Here is a 16,659-nt window from a genome sequence, read left to right as displayed (position 1 = left end):
CGTAAAAGAAATAATACGATTTTCTATCCAGAAAAGGAGGAATTAAGATGTCAGAACAGAAAACGATGAATGTAATAGGCTTTTTCGAAGGCCTGCCAATTGAATCTACGCATAGTTTTATTGACCAAAAAGAAGGAATCCCTGTTCCAGGTCCTCGTGATTTATTAGTAAAAATCAAAGCCGTTTCGGTCAATCCAGTCGACACCAAATTACGGCAAACGACTCGCAAGCGAAATGCCCTGCGTATCTTAGGTTTTGATGCGGTCGGAGAAGTGGTCGCTGTCGGAAAAGATGTCATGAAATTTACTGTTGGTGATCGGGTCTTTTATGCAGGAACCACCACTCGATCAGGAAGCAATCAAGAATATCAAGCAGTCGATGAACGGATCGTTGCTCTAGCCCCTAAAAATTTAACAGATGAAGAGGCGGCTGCATTCCCATTGACTGCATTAACCGCTTATGAATTGCTGTTTGAAAAATTCGGCTTGACTCCTAAAGAAAACGCCAATCAAGGGAAAAGTATTCTCGTTATCAATGGTGCGGGTGGTGTCGGATCGATACTGAATCAGTTGGCTCATTGGGCAGGTCTAGAAGTGTATGCTACCGCTAGTTCAAAAAATTTTGACTGGCTTCAAAAAACCGGGGTTGACCACCCTTTAGACTACCATCATGACCTAAGAGACAGCTTTCGAGAATTAGGCGTTCCGAATGTCGGTTATATCGCTGTCTTGTTTGACATCACCCAATACTTTGATCAAATCAGCCATTTGGTAAAACCTTATGGTCATGTGGGCACGATCGTTGGCATTCACGAGCCCCTTGATTTAAGTGTATGGAAAAACCTTTCTGTTAGCTTTGATTGGGAGTATATGTTCGCTAAAACAGACCACGACTATCAAATCGAGACACAAGGACAAGCGCTAAAAATGATTGCTGATTTAGCAAATGAAGGGACACTAAAAACAACCTTAAGCAAAGTCTATTCGGATGGAATCAACGCGGCAAATTTGAAGCGCGCAACGAGAGATGTCGAAAGTGGCCATATGTTGGGAAAAGTCGTCGTAAGTGGTCCTTTTAATGGAAACCCTACAGGGAATTAATCGCCCGAGCCATTTAATGAATGCTCCCTTCAACAGAATTCATCATATATTCTAATACACTATCACTGATTTTTCGTAACAGCCGGATTCTCAAAGAATGATTTGTAGATGAAAAAAGCATTCAGAAAACAATGGGTCTCTGGATGCTTCATTCATCAATATAATAATCTAATGGATAACATAGTTAAAACTGAAATCAAGGTAAATCCATATTCGTTTTTCATAAAATCATCATCCATTCATAACTTAAAAAATAGTCATTCTTAGTAAGTGTTTATTTTCAAGAAAATTCATTCTCTTTACTTAGTAAGATAGAAAAAGACAACAACCATTATGACAACAAGTACCCAAAAATACCATTTTTCAGAGTTTTTTTTCTTCATATCTATTCTCCCTTTTTATTCATCTCAATTTTGAAAGAAACATAATAAGCAAAATATCGCCTTCTTGAAGGGCAATCGCTATCTGATTCCCTATCCGATTAATTCTCGGTTCACTCATCCCTAAATTTCAGGAATAGGTCTTTCGCTTGTCCTGTACTCATGTTTGTCAGGACTTTAATTTTCTTGACCATGCCAATATCATTTTCGTTTTTTGAAAGCATTTGTCGTGCCATTTCTTCTTTGATCTCTGCTTCTTCTTCCTTCGTTAAATTTCTGACTTCTTTCTTTTTACCAAAGAATCCCATCCTGTTCTCCCCTTCTTATAAAATTTATGCGCTTTTCACACTAGCCAGACTGAGCATTCTTTTTTATCTAAAATGCGTTTTTCTGTCCATTACTTGATTCCTATACTCTAATCTACCATTTCTGTCGAAACCGAGGAAATGGTTAGTTCTCTTTTTTATTTTTAGGGAAGATATAAAAATAAAACACGGAGCCAATGATGATCGCTGGCGGCACCGAGATGCTCAATAATTTTAAAGCAGTGTTTAAAAGCACACCAAATTTTTCTTGAATAGAAAGATTCATAATCGTGCTGAAGTCTTGATTGAACGAAGTAACGATCATCGTGACAAAAAAGAGCAAGCAAAAACTAATCACCCCATACTTGATACTTACTTTTAAATTCTCATTGTCTTTCTTAGTTTCTTCCAAAAGTAATGTTTCTAATGAGATATCCAATTCTTCGGCTATTTTGATCATATTTTTTTTGCTAGGGTAGGTAGCACCTAACTCCCATTTTGAGATTGTCTTGTCACTTACTTCTAATAATTCTGCTAGCATACTTTGCGTTAGCTTGTTTTTTTCTCTATATTCTTTCAGCTTCATTGCTAATATCGTGTCTTTCATATTGACCACTCCTCATCGATTTCTACCTTTCATTTTGACATAAAACCTACCATTTAACAGGAATTCTTGAAAAAGAGAGTAGAATAGAGGGGATTTTTAGCTACTTCTGGTGATTTACCTGAAATATACTACCGAATCCTTCCTTACAACAATAGTTGTTGTGCATTCTGATATCTTCTAAATAATATCAAACCAGAAATCATAAGCATCTGTAAATAATTAAAGGAGACGCAAAAACTTCCCAGTTTTTGCCCTCCCTCATTTCTCAAGAAAATATGTTAATAGAAGATTCTCTTCCTATCATTCACATTAAAACAAGCCAAAGTATTTTTTCACTTCAATATACACTAAAGGAAAAATGGATAAGCCGATTACCCATAGCCAGTCAACTGCACGAAGAGAGACAAAGCCAAAAATGGTTTGCGTGAATGGAATCGTTACTAACAAGATAATAATCAATGCACCTATGAAGGTTGTCATTACTAACAACGGATTGCTCAAAAAACGCAGCTTCAGGATAGATTCTTTACTTCTACAATTAAACATATGCACAATAGTTGATAATCCCAATACAATAAATGTCATTGTCTGCGAAACCTCTATCGATTCTAGACGTCCAATTAGAATCGCGCCTAATGTGACGCCTGTAAAAACAATTGAAATTTCTACAATTTTTACCAATAATCCTTGCGCAAAAATGCTCGTGTATTTAGTGATAGGGGCTTCCTCCATTGCTTTTTTATCGACTGGTTCAATACTAAGACTCATTCCTGGGATTCCATCTGCAACTACTTTTATGATTAACAATTGAACCGCTGTAACAGGTGCTCCCCACCCAACGAGCAAGGAAATTAAAACGATCGTCAGTGCAGAAATATTGCAACCAAGCATCGCATATAATGATTTTCTGATATTGCTGTATACCCGTCGTCCTTCTTCAACCGCCTGCACAATCGTCGCAAAATTATCGTCTACTAAAACCATATCAGAAGCTTCCTTTGCTACTTCTGTGCCACCTCCCATTGCGATCCCTACATCAGCTGCTTTTAATGCAGGTGCATCATTGACACCATCGCCAGTCATAGCGACAATCTCATCGTTTTTTTGGAATGCTTTTACGATTCGAATTTTATCTTCTGGGGAAGTACGAGCAAAGACTCGATAGTCATCAATCACACGAGCTAATTTTTCATCGCTCATTTCATGTAAATCCGCTCCGGTCATTGCTTTTTTCCCATCGGTGAGAATTCCTACATCCTCTGCGATTTTCTTTGCTGTCAGTAAGTGGTCCCCTGTGATCATTACGGTTTGAATCCCTGCTTGTTTTGCAATAGAAACAGCCGTATAGCTTTCGGGCCGAGCTGGGTCGATAATCCCAACAAATCCTGCAAATTCTAACTGACTTTCAAGAATTTCTTCAGTAAGACGTGTAGGTTTTTCATCGTATCTTTTATAAGCAACGCCCAAAACACGATAGGCTTGATTGGCCAACTCATCATGCTTATTCAAGTAGGTAGGGTTGTTCGCATCAATGAGATCCAAGCGATCAAAAGCCCCTTTTGTGACAGAAACATATTGGTCGTTTACTTTATATAAGACAGTCATTCTTTTTCGTTTTGAATCAAAGGGAACTTCATGAATCTGTTCAAAGGTTGAAGCGACTTTACCTAGTTCCTCTTTAGTGAAGAGCGATGCCAGTTTTTTTCTGATCGCCAACTCTGTTGGATTACTGGTTACTGTTGCATTTTCTTCCATCGAGCTAGCAAGATAGAAAAGAAATAAGAGATTTTTTTCCTTCTCTTCTGTTATTTCTAAGCAGGAAGTCAGTCTATCCTTCATCATAATAACTTCTTTTACGATCATCTTATTTTCGGTAATCGTTCCAGTTTTATCTGAGCAGATAATTGAAACACCTCCAACGGTTTCTACTGTTGAAGGAGTCCTAACGATGGTTTTCTTCAGTGCCATATTCCTCATACCAACTGCTAGAGAGATTGTTACTACGACTGGCAAAACCTCTGGAATAGCAGCAACAGCCATGGATATTGCGGTCATGATACTGGTCTCTAAAGATAGTCCTTTGCTGATTCCTATAGCAATCGCTAGAAAGCCAGAGAGAATAGCGATTAGTCCTAGAACTTTCCCAAGTTTTTGCATTTTTATTTGTAGAGGTGCTACGGTTGTTTCTTCCTTGCTTAATAAGCTCGATATTTTACCAATTTCCGTATTCATTCCTGTCTTTTCAACTCGAACGTTTGCTTTTCCTGTGACTACTAATGAGCCAGAAAAAACCAAGTCTTTTCTGTCCCCTAAAGAATCTTCACTAGAAGAAATATAGGTGGGGTCTTTTTCACTTGGTTCACTTTCACCAGTTAGAAACGATTCATCAACAAAGAAATTACTACTAGTTAAAAGTTTAGCATCTGCTGGAATACGGTCCCCTAATGCCAACTGAACAATATCACCAGGAACAATGTTCAAACTTTCAATCTCTTTTAACGCCCCATCTCTGAATACTTTACTTACGGGAACACTCATCTTATTTAATTCACTTATTGATTTTTCCGCATGTTTTTGCTGTCGAATCGACAAATATAGATTAAGAATGACAATTGAAAAGATGACTATTGGTTCCGTAAAATCATCAGGATGATTTTGAAATGCAACATAACTAGATAAGAGTGTTGCAACGATTAAAATCAAGATGGTAATATCCTTCATCGACTCTTTCAAATAGTCATAAAAGTGCTTCTCCTCTTTGCTTTCTATGGAATTAAACCCATATTTTTCTAGCTTCATTTCTGCTTCTTTACTGGAAAGTCCCGACTGGTTAGGGCTCTTTCCTTTTTCTTTCAATTGTTCTTTTAACATCTGCCTATACCTCCTAAAACAAAAAAGAAGTCAGACAAACTAACCATAAAAGCCTAAGGTTAGTTTTTCTGACTTCAATAAGATTTATTCCGGCGAACAAATCTAATGTCATTATTTAAATTCCACCTAATTATTGCACATCCGAATATTTGGGTCAAGATTTTCACGTTGGCCAATCAAAATGAGTGAATGGTATGCAAAATCGAGAAAAAGTACGTGTACATCCTGATCCTATAGACAAGAAGTTCGCCCTTACAAAATGATTTCAGGACTTTCTTTACTTAGCACATAATCATTACCTGCTACTTTAAAATACTCTTGAATCAACTGACTTAACTCTTTGATTGCTTCATTCGCACGATCCCGTTGCGTTTCATTGATCGATTCAATGAATAAAACAGCATTGGTGGTCTCTTCTGTTAACATCGTACGTTGGGCTTCCCGCCAATTCAAACATCGGCAAATTGCACCTTTCTCATCATAGTAAATGATTTCCTTTTCCAAAGCTGGGGAGTCAATATCTGCACCTAAAGGGAAAAAGGATTCGCCGCCTTTTGCAACGCCTAAGTGAAGGTCGCCAACGATTGTATCGAGGTCTTCTCCGCCTAAAGGGACACCATATTTCAAGGAAATACTATTATAAATATCTACTAGGGGATTGATGGGAGAAAATTCTCTGTCTTGATTCACCCGTTTCAACAGTGCTTCGATGGAAGAGCGTACCCCTTTTTTCGTTTTAAATTGCTGAAAAGCGCTTCGCCATTCTTGGATCACCTGGTTTTCACTGAAGGTGTCGGTCGTTAAGTAGCGCTTTGCTTGTTCTTTACTACTTTTTAGCAAGTCAGTAAAAAACGTTTCGTGTGCAGCATCGGCAACATTGTTTATATTTTTTACAACAAGGCAGTTGATTTGTGCTTCTGGAAATAGTGCCCAAAATTCTTGATCGATCATTATTTTCTTCACTTTCTCTACACTCCTATTTAGTTTATTTGAACAAATTCATGTCCTTTATTTTTCAGGCTCTCTGTTTTTTCAGGAGCCACCCGAGCTATATCCTTTTTAACAAAATATCAGCTGCCTGTGCTTCTTTTCCTAGGGAGCATGAATGTACATTCAATCAGATCCAATCTCCCCAGTTGCGTTATTCGTTCAATAGTCTCTTTTGATCCCATTCTTGACGTTGACCCAATCAACTTCTACCGAAGATTTTATTTTTGCCAGCATTTCCGCAAGATTTTTTCTTTCTAAAGCAGATAACTGTTGAATCGCTACTTCATTTGAATAGTTATTTTCTCTTATGATTAATTGAACCGCCTGTTTTCCTTTGATGGTTGTGTATAAGTGTTTGATTTTTTTATTTTCTTTGTCTGACTCTTTTAGAATGAAGCCATTTTCCTCTAATTTTTTTACCGCCCGGGACAAAGTCGTGCGATCAACTTTGATCCGTTCGGCTAGTCGTTCAGGAATAATTCCTTCATTTTCAAATATACGAACTAAGTAAATGTATTGTCCTTTACTGAGTTGAACTTCTTTAAATTCAATATTGGCAATGGATTCCAACATTCTACTGATCGAACCTATCTCACGAAGTATATCCTCCACGAACTATCCCCTCCCTATCTAGCACTATAATAGCCCATTATTGTTGCATACGCAACAATAATGGGCTTGATTTACTTTTTTACTCACTCTTAGAAAATGGGTGTATTGCATAAGCTTGTCTCAAAAAAACAGGATAATACCGAGAAAAACTTCTCTGTACTCTCCTTTTACAATCATTCCAAGTAGAAATACTATTCGAATTTCTCCTAATTTCAAAACCAAATTCATGAAGATGATTGCTTAGACCAACAGGGAAAGCAAGGAGATTCGGCGTCCGACTGGTTCAATTTGCCAGCCCCATTCTGTCATCGGTAAGTAGGGATTTTTCACCCCTGTCGCAATGTTGCCACTGACTTTTTCTAAAAACTTTGACAAATGAACACAACGAGTCATAAAAAATAAAAACATGTTATTAATAAAAAAGAGAAAAAGAGTGTTTTCTCTTTTCCTCTTCCTATTCTACATAGTATTTAGTATAAGTTCTTTTCTTTAATAAGATACTTCGAAAGTAAGAAAAGAGCTATAGACAAGATAACTAAATAAAGCGATCCCACAATCCAAGTAGTATCATTCATAAAACCTTTCGATTGTGATATTACTGAAAATGAATCTAAATAGCTTAGTGGAATATATTGAATATACTCTTTTACCAAAGGATGATCTTGAATCAATGAAAATCCGTAGTAAACAAGTACACTACTACCTATTACAATAATGTTCTTTTTTATCAATATTCCCAATGCTATTAGCAACATTGATATAAAAGCAAATACAACTAGACTATAGGTGATGTAAGAAAGCAAAAATAAAGAAACAGGAGTAATGGATAGATTATTAGGATCATTTCCAATAACTATTGGCGAAAGTGGTGAGCCAAATCCATTCATCAACCCTTGGATAATAAAGTTCATCAATGATAAACCTATAACTATACTAAACATACCCATCAATGAAACAACAAATTTCGATAAAAGAATATTTGCTTTCTTTTTGACCGTTAATGAATAAAGAAACCGACTTTTGTTTTCATAATCTCCGCTAGTTAAATCCCCAAAAAACACTAAAAGTAATAAAATGAAAATAACCGAAGACAAAAAGCTACTAGTTATTTCTCCTAAAGAACTCCAAGCTTTCACTGGAATATCCAGATCAGTATCTACTTCTATCTGATTATCGAAAATATATTGCAATTTCATTATTCTAGGCTTGGACGAAACGTTCATAGGGTCTACGTCGGGATGCTGATAGCCATCATCCATTTCATCTGTAAACTCTAAAATTGTTTTTTCTAAGGACCAATATTGATTCATATTTGATTGCTCTAATGCTGTTCTTTGCTGATAGATAATATTTAATATTTTATCAGTTTTCTCAATATACTCGCTAAGAAACTTTTTGTCTTCTTCGTCAATGCCTGAGTCTTCCATCTCAAGCTTTGCATTATCTTGTTCAGAAGAAATCATAGAAATACGATCCTCTAACTCAGGTAGTGTAGTATCAATAAAGCGATTGCTTAATTGATTGGTTGAGTATAACTGTACTCCAATTAGTAATACTGCAAATACGAGCATTGCTTGATTTTTTTTATTATTTATGAGTTTTAAAAATTCCAAGTAAATAATTTTTTTCATATAGCTTCACCAATATTAAAAACATGTTGTTCTAGATACTCTATAGAAATCTCTTCTTTACTATACTCGACGATTTTTTGATGAGTAAAAATCAAAATTTTGTCAGAGAGCTCAGTGACATCTATTAATTGGTGAGACGAGAAAAAGATAAGTTTATTTCCTTTTAGTTTATTCAATAACCGAATGGTTAATTTCCGATTTTTTGGATCTAATCCATTAAGAACTTCATCCAGTAACAAAATATCTGTGTCGAGACTTAGTGTCATTATCAATAAAAGCAATTGTCTCATCCCTAAAGAATACTTCTTTACTTTTTTCTTTAAAGCATCTGAAAAAGAAAAATAGGCGACATACTCTTTTACTAATTCTGGATTAAGATTGGGAAGAGCTTCTAAATGCTGTTTCCCCGTCAATTCTTGACTCAAAATTTTTTCATCTAAGAAAAAGGAAACTTTGCCTACTGCATCTGCTGTACTATTGATAGTCTGATCAAACACTCTGATTTCTCCCGTAGTCGCTTTGAAAATACCAGAAAGCAACGAGAGAAATGTAGTTTTTCCTACCCCATTTGGGCCAATACAACCGATAAGCGAATGCTTTTCAAATGTTAAATTGCAATTATGAAAAATCGTGGTACTACCAAATTGTTTACTCATGTCTCTAATCTCAATCATTGTTGTATCACTCCTAAAACTGGCTATTAAGAAAGGAAGGGGTGTCTTTTAAACGTTTATTTATCTATAATCGTAGATATAGTTTGTAGTAACAATCGCATGAAGTCCAGAATAGTACTTAGTCTTTTTCTCATCGACAGGGTGACAATATCTTGTATAGCGAATTGTTCTCCAATAATTGGTTGTAGAAGTAATACGTCCCAATATATCTAACACTTGTACTCGACTACTTTTTACAGTTACATCATAGTCGCAGCACTTGCAATGCTAGCTCCCGCAGCGAAAAACAATGAGGCAATAGTTATAACTAAAAAACCGACATTAACAACTTTTTTTATCTTATCCTCCTAGTAAAGCCCTTCCTTTTAATTTAATATATAGTAGGAAAACAAAATTGTCTATATTTTCTAACATTTTTAATTTAAATAAATCGATTCATTAAAATTAAAATCAATTAAATAATTTTAGATTTCAAACACATAGTAGCTACAGTTATTGCCTATGTACCGAGTACTTCCATCACATCTATATATTGACCCTCAAAAAACCAGAATAAGTCATCTGAAAGCCGACTTATTCTGGTTAATGATGATCTTTACTTTATTTTTTCGTTGAAAGAATTGTTTATTTCTCTTTCACTGCAACCCAAATCTCACTGTAACAACTTTCTAAACCTTCATCATAGTTTGTAAAAGAAATCTCTGGGGCTTGGACCAATTCGTAGTTTGAAGAGGGCAGCCATTCAGAGTAGATCTTTCCCCAAGTATCTTGTAAAGTCTGAGGAAATGGTCCCTTATTTGGGAAAATCGCCCATTTGTGTTTCGCAATAGGCAGTTGCTCCAAATCATCAAAAATATTTTCTTGTGTTGTCGCAAAACCGATGAAATGTGTTAGTTCTCCTGTTTCTTCCATCCTTCCTTCATCGAACCCGTAGGAAGCGTTCAACACCTGATTAGGATACATATTCCCTAATTTACGCATTTCTGTTCGTTGCTTTTCCGTCATTGATTGTGCCAGCTCTTGAACCACCTTGTTTGTTCCTTCAAATTGTATGGGAACACGCTTTGAGACACCCACTAAATTGAATGTGGGTTTTTCTTCAATTTTAAAATCCATTGAAACTCCTCCTTTAACATTAATATAAAAGGATAGTGGAGGAAAAGACTTTTGAAACTGATTTTTGATAATCTCGGAAGGCAAGAAGCCTGACCATTCTCGGAATGCTCTTGAAAATCCCTCTACGGACTGGTAGCCGTATTTAAAAGCTACTTCTGTTACGGATTCACCTTTGATTAAATCACTATTAGCCAATGCCAACCGTCGATTTCTGACATATTCTACTAATGAAATCCCAGCAATAAATGAAAACGTACGCTTTAAATGGTATTCAGATAACCCCATCGTTTTAGCAGCCTCTGCCAGTGAAATCTCTTTTGTTAATCGCTCTTCGATATACGTCATCAACCGATTCAACTCTTGAATCATTTCTTCCACCTCACCTATGTACTGATTCTATATAAGATTCCGTTATCGGACTTGATAAATGCTAGACTAATATTATCGGTTTCACCTATTGTAATGACGAATCGTTTAAACTTAAACTTCATGCACGTACTCCTATAAAAATAGTGCCTTTTTCCAACTTGTTTTTCTTCAACAACTATTAAACACCTCCTTACTCACAATTGCTAACAGAATACTCGATAGATTTGAATGAGTCTAGAGGATTTTTTTTATGTTTTTATCGTTTTTCTCTGAAACTTCGTGGATATTCTTCCGGTAACGAACTGTTCTAAAATTCATCGTCTCCTATTTTCAGCTGAACATAGATTTTGTTACGAGTTTCTGTGCACTATATAGAATACTTTTCATAGAAATTTGTTCAAAGAAAAGAATGTCCAGAAAACAGTCATTCTCTGAACACTCTTTGTCGAAAAATTAAGAAGGTCAAAAGCTATTAAATTTCTGTCCATCATATAGCTGTTAAAAAAATCATGAACTGAAATTCTTATAAACACTTTTTTAATTATTGTTTTTTATATATCTTTTCAGATGCTTTGCTGTGTATGAATCTTCTAACGTTAATAAGTCTATTGGATACCCTTGAAACAATACTTTGCCTCCAAAGTTCCCCCCGCCAGGTCCCATTTCGATAAGCCATTGAGCCTGACTAATTATTTTGAGATTGTGCTCTAGAACAATCAATGTATTTCCTTTTTGCAAAAGTTTATTCAACAATAATAACAGCTTGTCAATATCCGCCTCATGAAGGCCGGTAGATGGTTCATCTAATATTAGACAATTAGAAGTATCTTGAGCAATTATTTTTGCTATCTTTAAACGCTGAAGTTCTCCACCAGAAAATGTATCTAGCGACTGCCCCAACTTCATATACTCTAAACGAACATCCATGAGAATTTGCATCGTTCTGATCAATAAGCGATCATCAAACAAATCTACTGCTTTTCGAACTGATAATTGTAAGATATCGTAAATAGTGAAACCATGCCATAAAATAGATAAGGCTTCATCGTTATATCTTTTTCCTCGGCATTTCTCACAAACTTGCTCTACATCCCCCATAAAAGCTAAATCCATTTTTATCACTCCTTTGCCTTTGCACAGAGGACATGCTCCTGTACCGTTATAGCTGAAAAGAGAGGCACTTTTACCAGAACATTGCGCGTAGATGCTCCGAATCTTATCAAAGACATTTAGATACGTGAGAACATTTGAGCGAATGTTGCCATTTATCTGACTCTGGTCTAATATACTTGCTTCAGGATATTTTTTTTTGAAAAGATAGCGAATGAGTGTGCTCTTCCCAGAACCAGCTACTCCGGTTACAACCGTTAATGCTTGCTTTGGCAATACCACAGAAGCGTTTACAACATTGTGCAAACTAACCTCATTTAATTCGTAATAGGAAGAAAATTGTTGTCTTTGGGTATTAACGTTCAACTTATCTGCCAACGCTCTTCCAGTGATGGTGTTCGACTTCAGTAGTTCATCATAGGTTCCTTCAAAGGTGATATTTCCACCGCTATCCCCGGATCCAGGACCGATCTCAATAATATGGTCTGCAATTTGTATAATATCCGGATCGTGGTCAACAAGAACAACAGTATTTCCTTTATCTTTTAACCCCCTAATTATCTTTGCTATTTTTTGAATATCTTCTGGATGGAGTCCAATACTAGGCTCATCAAAAATATATAGAATATCACTAAGAGCACTGTTAAGATGCTTAACCATTTTTATTCTTTGGGATTCTCCACCAGATAATGTTAATGTTGGACGGTTAAGAAATAAATAACCTAAGCCAACTTCCTCCAAACTCTGTAGTTTCTTACTTAAATCTTTCAAAATCACCTGAACAGCAGAAGAATGAATCCCTTTAATAAATTTGCTTAGTTCAGGAATAGGCATCCTTACACAGTCTGCGATAGATTTTCCATTTATCTTTGCAGAGCGAACAAGTTTACTTACTCTAGTTCCTTGACAATTGGGACATTCTTTCACTTGCAGAATGTGATTTAATGGTGCACTATATTGCGTGCTCTCTTTTTCGATAAAATTTTTGGTAATTCTGGGAATGATCCCCTCATAACGTGCAGTTTTTGGCCAATTATTCGTAGGATTACTTGGAGTGCTGCCGAGATCATTTAGTAAAAGGTCCAATTCTTCTGCTAGATAATCTTTAATTTTTTTATTGTTATCGAAATTACCAGATTCTGTATACCTAGACAGGCGCCATCCTCCCGGTTGAAAAGTAGGAAATTGAATGGCTCCCTCTGATAAGGATTTGTCAAAATCGATTAACTTATCGACATCAATCTCTTTGATCTCACCTAATCCCTTACAAACTTCACACATGCCCTTGGGATTATTAAACGAATAATTCATAGAATATCCAATAAAAGGGATTGCAACCCGCGAGAATAGCAGCCTTAAACTTGAATATATATCTGTTACAGTTCCAACTGTGGAACGTGCATTTCCTCCTAGTTTCTTCTGATTAATCACAATAGATACTGGTAGATTTTCTATTTTATCAACGATTGGTTGAGAATAGTGAGGTAGTAGCTGTTGGATATAACTCGAATAAGTCTCGTTTAGTAATCGTTGGGATTCAGCTGCTAAGGTATCGAATACCAAAGAAGATTTTCCCGAGCCTGAAACACCTGTTACGACAGTTACTTGATACTTAGAAAGTTTCAGAGAAAGATTTTTTAAATTGTTTGTTTTAGCTCCTTCGATAGAAATGAGATCATTCATCATACCTCAGCCTTTCCGTTTTAAGCGCTTCTAAATATTTCTTTGCTAGTTCAGCGAACTGCTCTTTTTCCTTCCGATTAAAAACTGCATTTGCGATTTCAGATAAGTGTGTATGTCCATTATCAATAGTTGTTAATAAATGACTTCCCTCTTTTGTCAAAAAAGTGAGTAGTTCTCGACCATCTGCATCATTGGGTTTCTGTTGAATATAATTCATTAATTTTAACTCTTTTAACGCCTTTGAAAGTTTTGTCCTACTAATTCCTAGCAAAACACTCATTTTTGATGGGCGCATCTCAGTTTCAGAATTTAGAATATTTAAAATATCATATTGAAGCCAACTAATTGTTTTAGGATTTAGTCTGGTTCTTTCCGCCACCAATTCACATTGTAAGTTTACTAATACCTCTTCTAAATTATTCATGGAAAACTTCCCCTCAAATTGATTTCTACTTGGAAAATATATCATTTGGGAAATCAGATGTCAAATAGGTAGTCTATCCATCTGACGTTTATCATTGTTGTGCGTTGATTCCTGCTTAGTCAAGCAGCCTCTTTCGTAGAAAAACGACAAGTTATTGGGATGGATAAAAAGGAGTCATGATCGAATGAATTTCTGACACTGGAAAACTTAATTATCGGAAAGTCATCAGCCCAAACTAAAAATAGAGTACTCAGAAAATAGATATTTCCAAGCACTCTATGTATTAAAAATCTTTCTTTCACTATCGAAGCAAATGATTTAACTCAAACGATCAATTTAGATCGCACCTTTTATGACAATCAATTTGAGCAGGACATGCGTACTTAAATTCATTTGTTCAACAGGTTTCCCTCGTTAACCATGGCTGCTTTTCTTAGTGTATGATTCTAAACTAAATTCAGTTTCTTCATAAGGAACATCTTCCGCATGTATGCGATTGTATCGCTGCTTAAATTTTCGAAACCCAAAAACCACTAACACTTTCCCGATTGCATAAAGTGGTATACCGAAAATCAACCCAAACATGCCGAAAAGTTCACCCATTATCCATAGCACAAAAATAATTGTTACTGGATGGATCACCATATGTTTTCCCATGACCTGAGGTTCGATCAGCTCCCCATTTAATAATTGAACAACGATCCAGACAATGCACAACTGAATGAACATCGTAGGAGACGTCATGATTGCAATGATTGCACAAGGGAAAAAGGCGACAACCGGTCCGATATAAGGAACGATAGCTGTTGCGCCAACAAGAAATGCTAAGCTTCCAGAAAAAGGCATGTCGATAATTATGAAGCCAATAAAAGTCAATGTTCCTATGATCACACAAACGACTAGTTGGCCCTTTAGATAGGCGCCCACCTGATTTTCCATCGTCCGAATGATTTCTTTGACTTCATGACGTAATCTAGGTGGGAAGATACCTAAAGAATACTCTACAAATTGACGGTCATTTTTCAATAAAAAGAACGTGATGATCGGCACTGTCATTAACAACAATAGGACATGGGTAATCGTTGAAAATACTTGTGAAGCACCGAAAATAATATTACCCAGATACACGCCCACATTATTAGAAACTTGATTTATCCAATTCGCCAGAACTTCGAGTCCCTCATGATATGCTTGTTCATATCTAGTATTTTGTATAAAAGTTTCTATTACTCGTTCAGCTTCGATCAGATAATTTGGGAAATTTTCGATCAATCGTTCAAATTGTTGGATAAGTAACGGAAGTGCGAGGGCAGTTGACAAGATAAAGGCAGCAGTAAGTGTGCATAATGTAATAATAATACTCAGTACTTTTGAAAGTCCTAGCCCTACCAAAAACTTTACAACTGGTTTAAGTACAAAATATAAAACGAGCGTCATAGTCAACGGAGGAAGAACCACCTGAAATACTTTAACTACTGGCTCAATCAAAAAGGTAAGATTTTTGAACAGCAATAGTGTTGCGCCGCCTATAAACAGGACCGCTAAGATGTATAAGAGTGTAGCCCCACCCAACATTTGTATCACTTTATGTTTCTTTTTCATTTCTTCTCCCCGTTCTTTCATTATCTAAATCAACCTTCTTTTCTTGTAAAGATTAGCTCACCCCAAATGGACCTTTTCATTTACTAATCTCCCGCACTTGAGGATTCGATGCGATTTGAAATGAAGACAACTTTTATTTAATAATCTTACCATAATTAGTCATGAAAATACCTCTAAGCTATATCTCTAGCCTAGAGGTGTTTTTCAGATTGATTAATGAGCTATCTTCTTTATATTATTTGACAACCGCCCTTTATTATTTTAGTATTTTCAGAACTTTTTATAATCATTCACAATAAATAAATTTTAATTATCAATGCGAAATCAGCCTCCCAAAAAATTATACCGTTAGCTTAAATGAACATAATAAAATGAGCTTAATCAAAAATGAAAAACAGGTGAAACATTAATGAATCAAGAACTTTAAAGTTTGCAATTCCTTAAATGAATTATTCTTATATTTAGCGACTCCTATTTTATCTAGACATAGATTTCATTGTAGGTTTCTATACACAATATCGAATAGTATTATTAGAAATTTGATTCAAAAAGAGTGTCCAGAAACGATCATTTTCTGAACACTCTTTCTTCCTCTTATCGATTACTTCTTTTACGTTTTTTAATTGCTACAAATACGAGTGTGACTAACAAAGCTCCGACACTACTTAAAATCAGTTGTCCTTTAATCTGTTGTCCAGTTTTTGGTAAATGATTATTTGAATTACCATTGTTCTTAGGATTATGCGCTTTAGTGTTATATACGTACACGACTTCTTCAGCTGCGTCACTGAAAGTACCTGAAGCATTATCTGGGGTTTCTACTACATACCACCCTGGGATCTCTTTGGCTTCGCTTGTATATGGTAACCCTACTTTTCCGCTTAATACCGTTGGGTCTGCCAACTGATTCCCTTCGGAATCTTGATATTTCACTGTGACTGGTGCTGCATCGCTGCGTTCATATACGTACACGACTTCTTGCCCTGTATCACTGAAGGTGCCGGAAGCATTATCTGGGGTTTCTACTACATACCACCCTGGGATCTCTTTGGCTTCGCTTGTATATGGTAACCCTACTTTTCCGCTTAATACCGTTGGGTCTGCCAACTGATTCCCTTCGGAATCTTGATACTTCACTGTGACTGGTCCTGCATCGCTGCGTTCATATACGTACACGACTTCTTG

General features: G+C 36.0%; 14 protein-coding genes. 1 reads left to right on the top strand and 13 read right to left on the bottom strand.

All coding sequences use genetic code 11. The annotated features are described in order from the left end of the window. The first annotated feature begins 47 nt into the window (after positions 1–47). Positions 48–1,100 (top strand): zinc-binding alcohol dehydrogenase family protein, encoded by a 1,053-nt coding sequence (locus IAE45_RS14245; RefSeq protein ID WP_081119378.1) that lies wholly within the window; start codon positions 48–50, stop codon positions 1,098–1,100. Positions 1,101–1,593: 493 nt separating this feature from the next. Here IAE45_RS14245 and IAE45_RS14240 read toward each other — a convergent pair whose 3' ends face one another. The 13 genes from IAE45_RS14240 to IAE45_RS14180 form a co-directional block, all read right to left on the bottom strand. Beyond that, on the bottom strand, positions 1,594–1,788 hold the full coding sequence (locus IAE45_RS14240) for a hypothetical protein (RefSeq protein ID WP_081119379.1): 195 nt from the start codon (positions 1,786–1,788) through the stop codon (positions 1,594–1,596). Positions 1,789–1,930: 142 nt separating this feature from the next. Then, on the bottom strand, positions 1,931–2,392 hold the full coding sequence (locus IAE45_RS14235; protein ID WP_081119380.1) for a helix-turn-helix domain-containing protein: 462 nt from the start codon (positions 2,390–2,392) through the stop codon (positions 1,931–1,933). A gap of 309 nt (positions 2,393–2,701) precedes the next feature. Then, positions 2,702–5,263, bottom strand: a complete 2,562-nt coding sequence (locus IAE45_RS14230) for a cation-translocating P-type ATPase (RefSeq protein ID WP_081119381.1) — start codon at positions 5,261–5,263, stop codon at positions 2,702–2,704. Between the two features lie 252 nt (positions 5,264–5,515). Then, positions 5,516–6,214, bottom strand: coding sequence for a B3/B4 domain-containing protein (locus tag IAE45_RS14225; protein ID WP_081119382.1), 699 nt, complete (start codon positions 6,212–6,214; stop codon positions 5,516–5,518). Between the two features lie 198 nt (positions 6,215–6,412). Further along, a complete protein-coding gene (locus tag IAE45_RS14220; RefSeq protein ID WP_081119383.1) occupies positions 6,413–6,865 on the bottom strand; it encodes a MarR family winged helix-turn-helix transcriptional regulator in 453 nt (150 codons plus the stop codon). A 240-nt stretch (positions 6,866–7,105) separates the two neighbouring features. Continuing rightward, complete coding sequence (locus tag IAE45_RS19215; protein ID WP_267472752.1) at positions 7,106–7,240, bottom strand: hypothetical protein; 135 nt, start codon at positions 7,238–7,240, stop codon at positions 7,106–7,108. A gap of 95 nt (positions 7,241–7,335) precedes the next feature. After that, positions 7,336–8,496 carry a hypothetical protein gene (locus IAE45_RS14210; protein WP_081119384.1) on the bottom strand — a complete coding sequence of 387 codons (1,161 nt, stop codon included), beginning with the start codon at positions 8,494–8,496 and terminating at the stop codon, positions 7,336–7,338. Next, complete coding sequence (locus tag IAE45_RS14205; protein WP_081119385.1) at positions 8,493–9,170, bottom strand: ATP-binding cassette domain-containing protein; 678 nt, start codon at positions 9,168–9,170, stop codon at positions 8,493–8,495. Before IAE45_RS14205 ends, IAE45_RS14210 begins: the two co-directional genes overlap by 4 nt. A gap of 624 nt (positions 9,171–9,794) precedes the next feature. Beyond that, positions 9,795–10,655: an AraC family transcriptional regulator gene (locus IAE45_RS14200; protein ID WP_081119386.1), complete on the bottom strand. Its 861-nt coding sequence runs from the start codon at positions 10,653–10,655 to the stop codon at positions 9,795–9,797. Between the two features lie 537 nt (positions 10,656–11,192). Next, complete coding sequence (locus IAE45_RS14195) at positions 11,193–13,448, bottom strand: ATP-binding cassette domain-containing protein (RefSeq protein ID WP_081119390.1); 2,256 nt, start codon at positions 13,446–13,448, stop codon at positions 11,193–11,195. Further along, positions 13,441–13,872, bottom strand: a complete 432-nt coding sequence (locus tag IAE45_RS14190; RefSeq protein ID WP_077454066.1) for a MarR family winged helix-turn-helix transcriptional regulator — start codon at positions 13,870–13,872, stop codon at positions 13,441–13,443. The genes IAE45_RS14195 and IAE45_RS14190 overlap by 8 nt, the downstream gene beginning before the upstream one ends. 414 nt (positions 13,873–14,286) lie before the next feature. Further along, positions 14,287–15,474 (bottom strand): AI-2E family transporter, encoded by a 1,188-nt coding sequence (locus IAE45_RS14185; RefSeq protein ID WP_233619073.1) that lies wholly within the window; start codon positions 15,472–15,474, stop codon positions 14,287–14,289. A 594-nt stretch (positions 15,475–16,068) separates the two neighbouring features. After that, on the bottom strand, positions 16,069–16,659 hold a 591-nt coding region (locus tag IAE45_RS14180; protein ID WP_200143137.1), incomplete at its 5' end, for a MucBP domain-containing protein.

It is taken from the genome of Enterococcus sp. S53, assembly GCF_016516865.1.
Lineage (GTDB): Bacteria > Bacillota > Bacilli > Lactobacillales > Enterococcaceae > Enterococcus_D > Enterococcus_D innesii.
The sequence above is the reverse complement of the archived record's forward strand: the minus strand, read 5'-3'. Positions and strand labels throughout refer to the sequence as shown.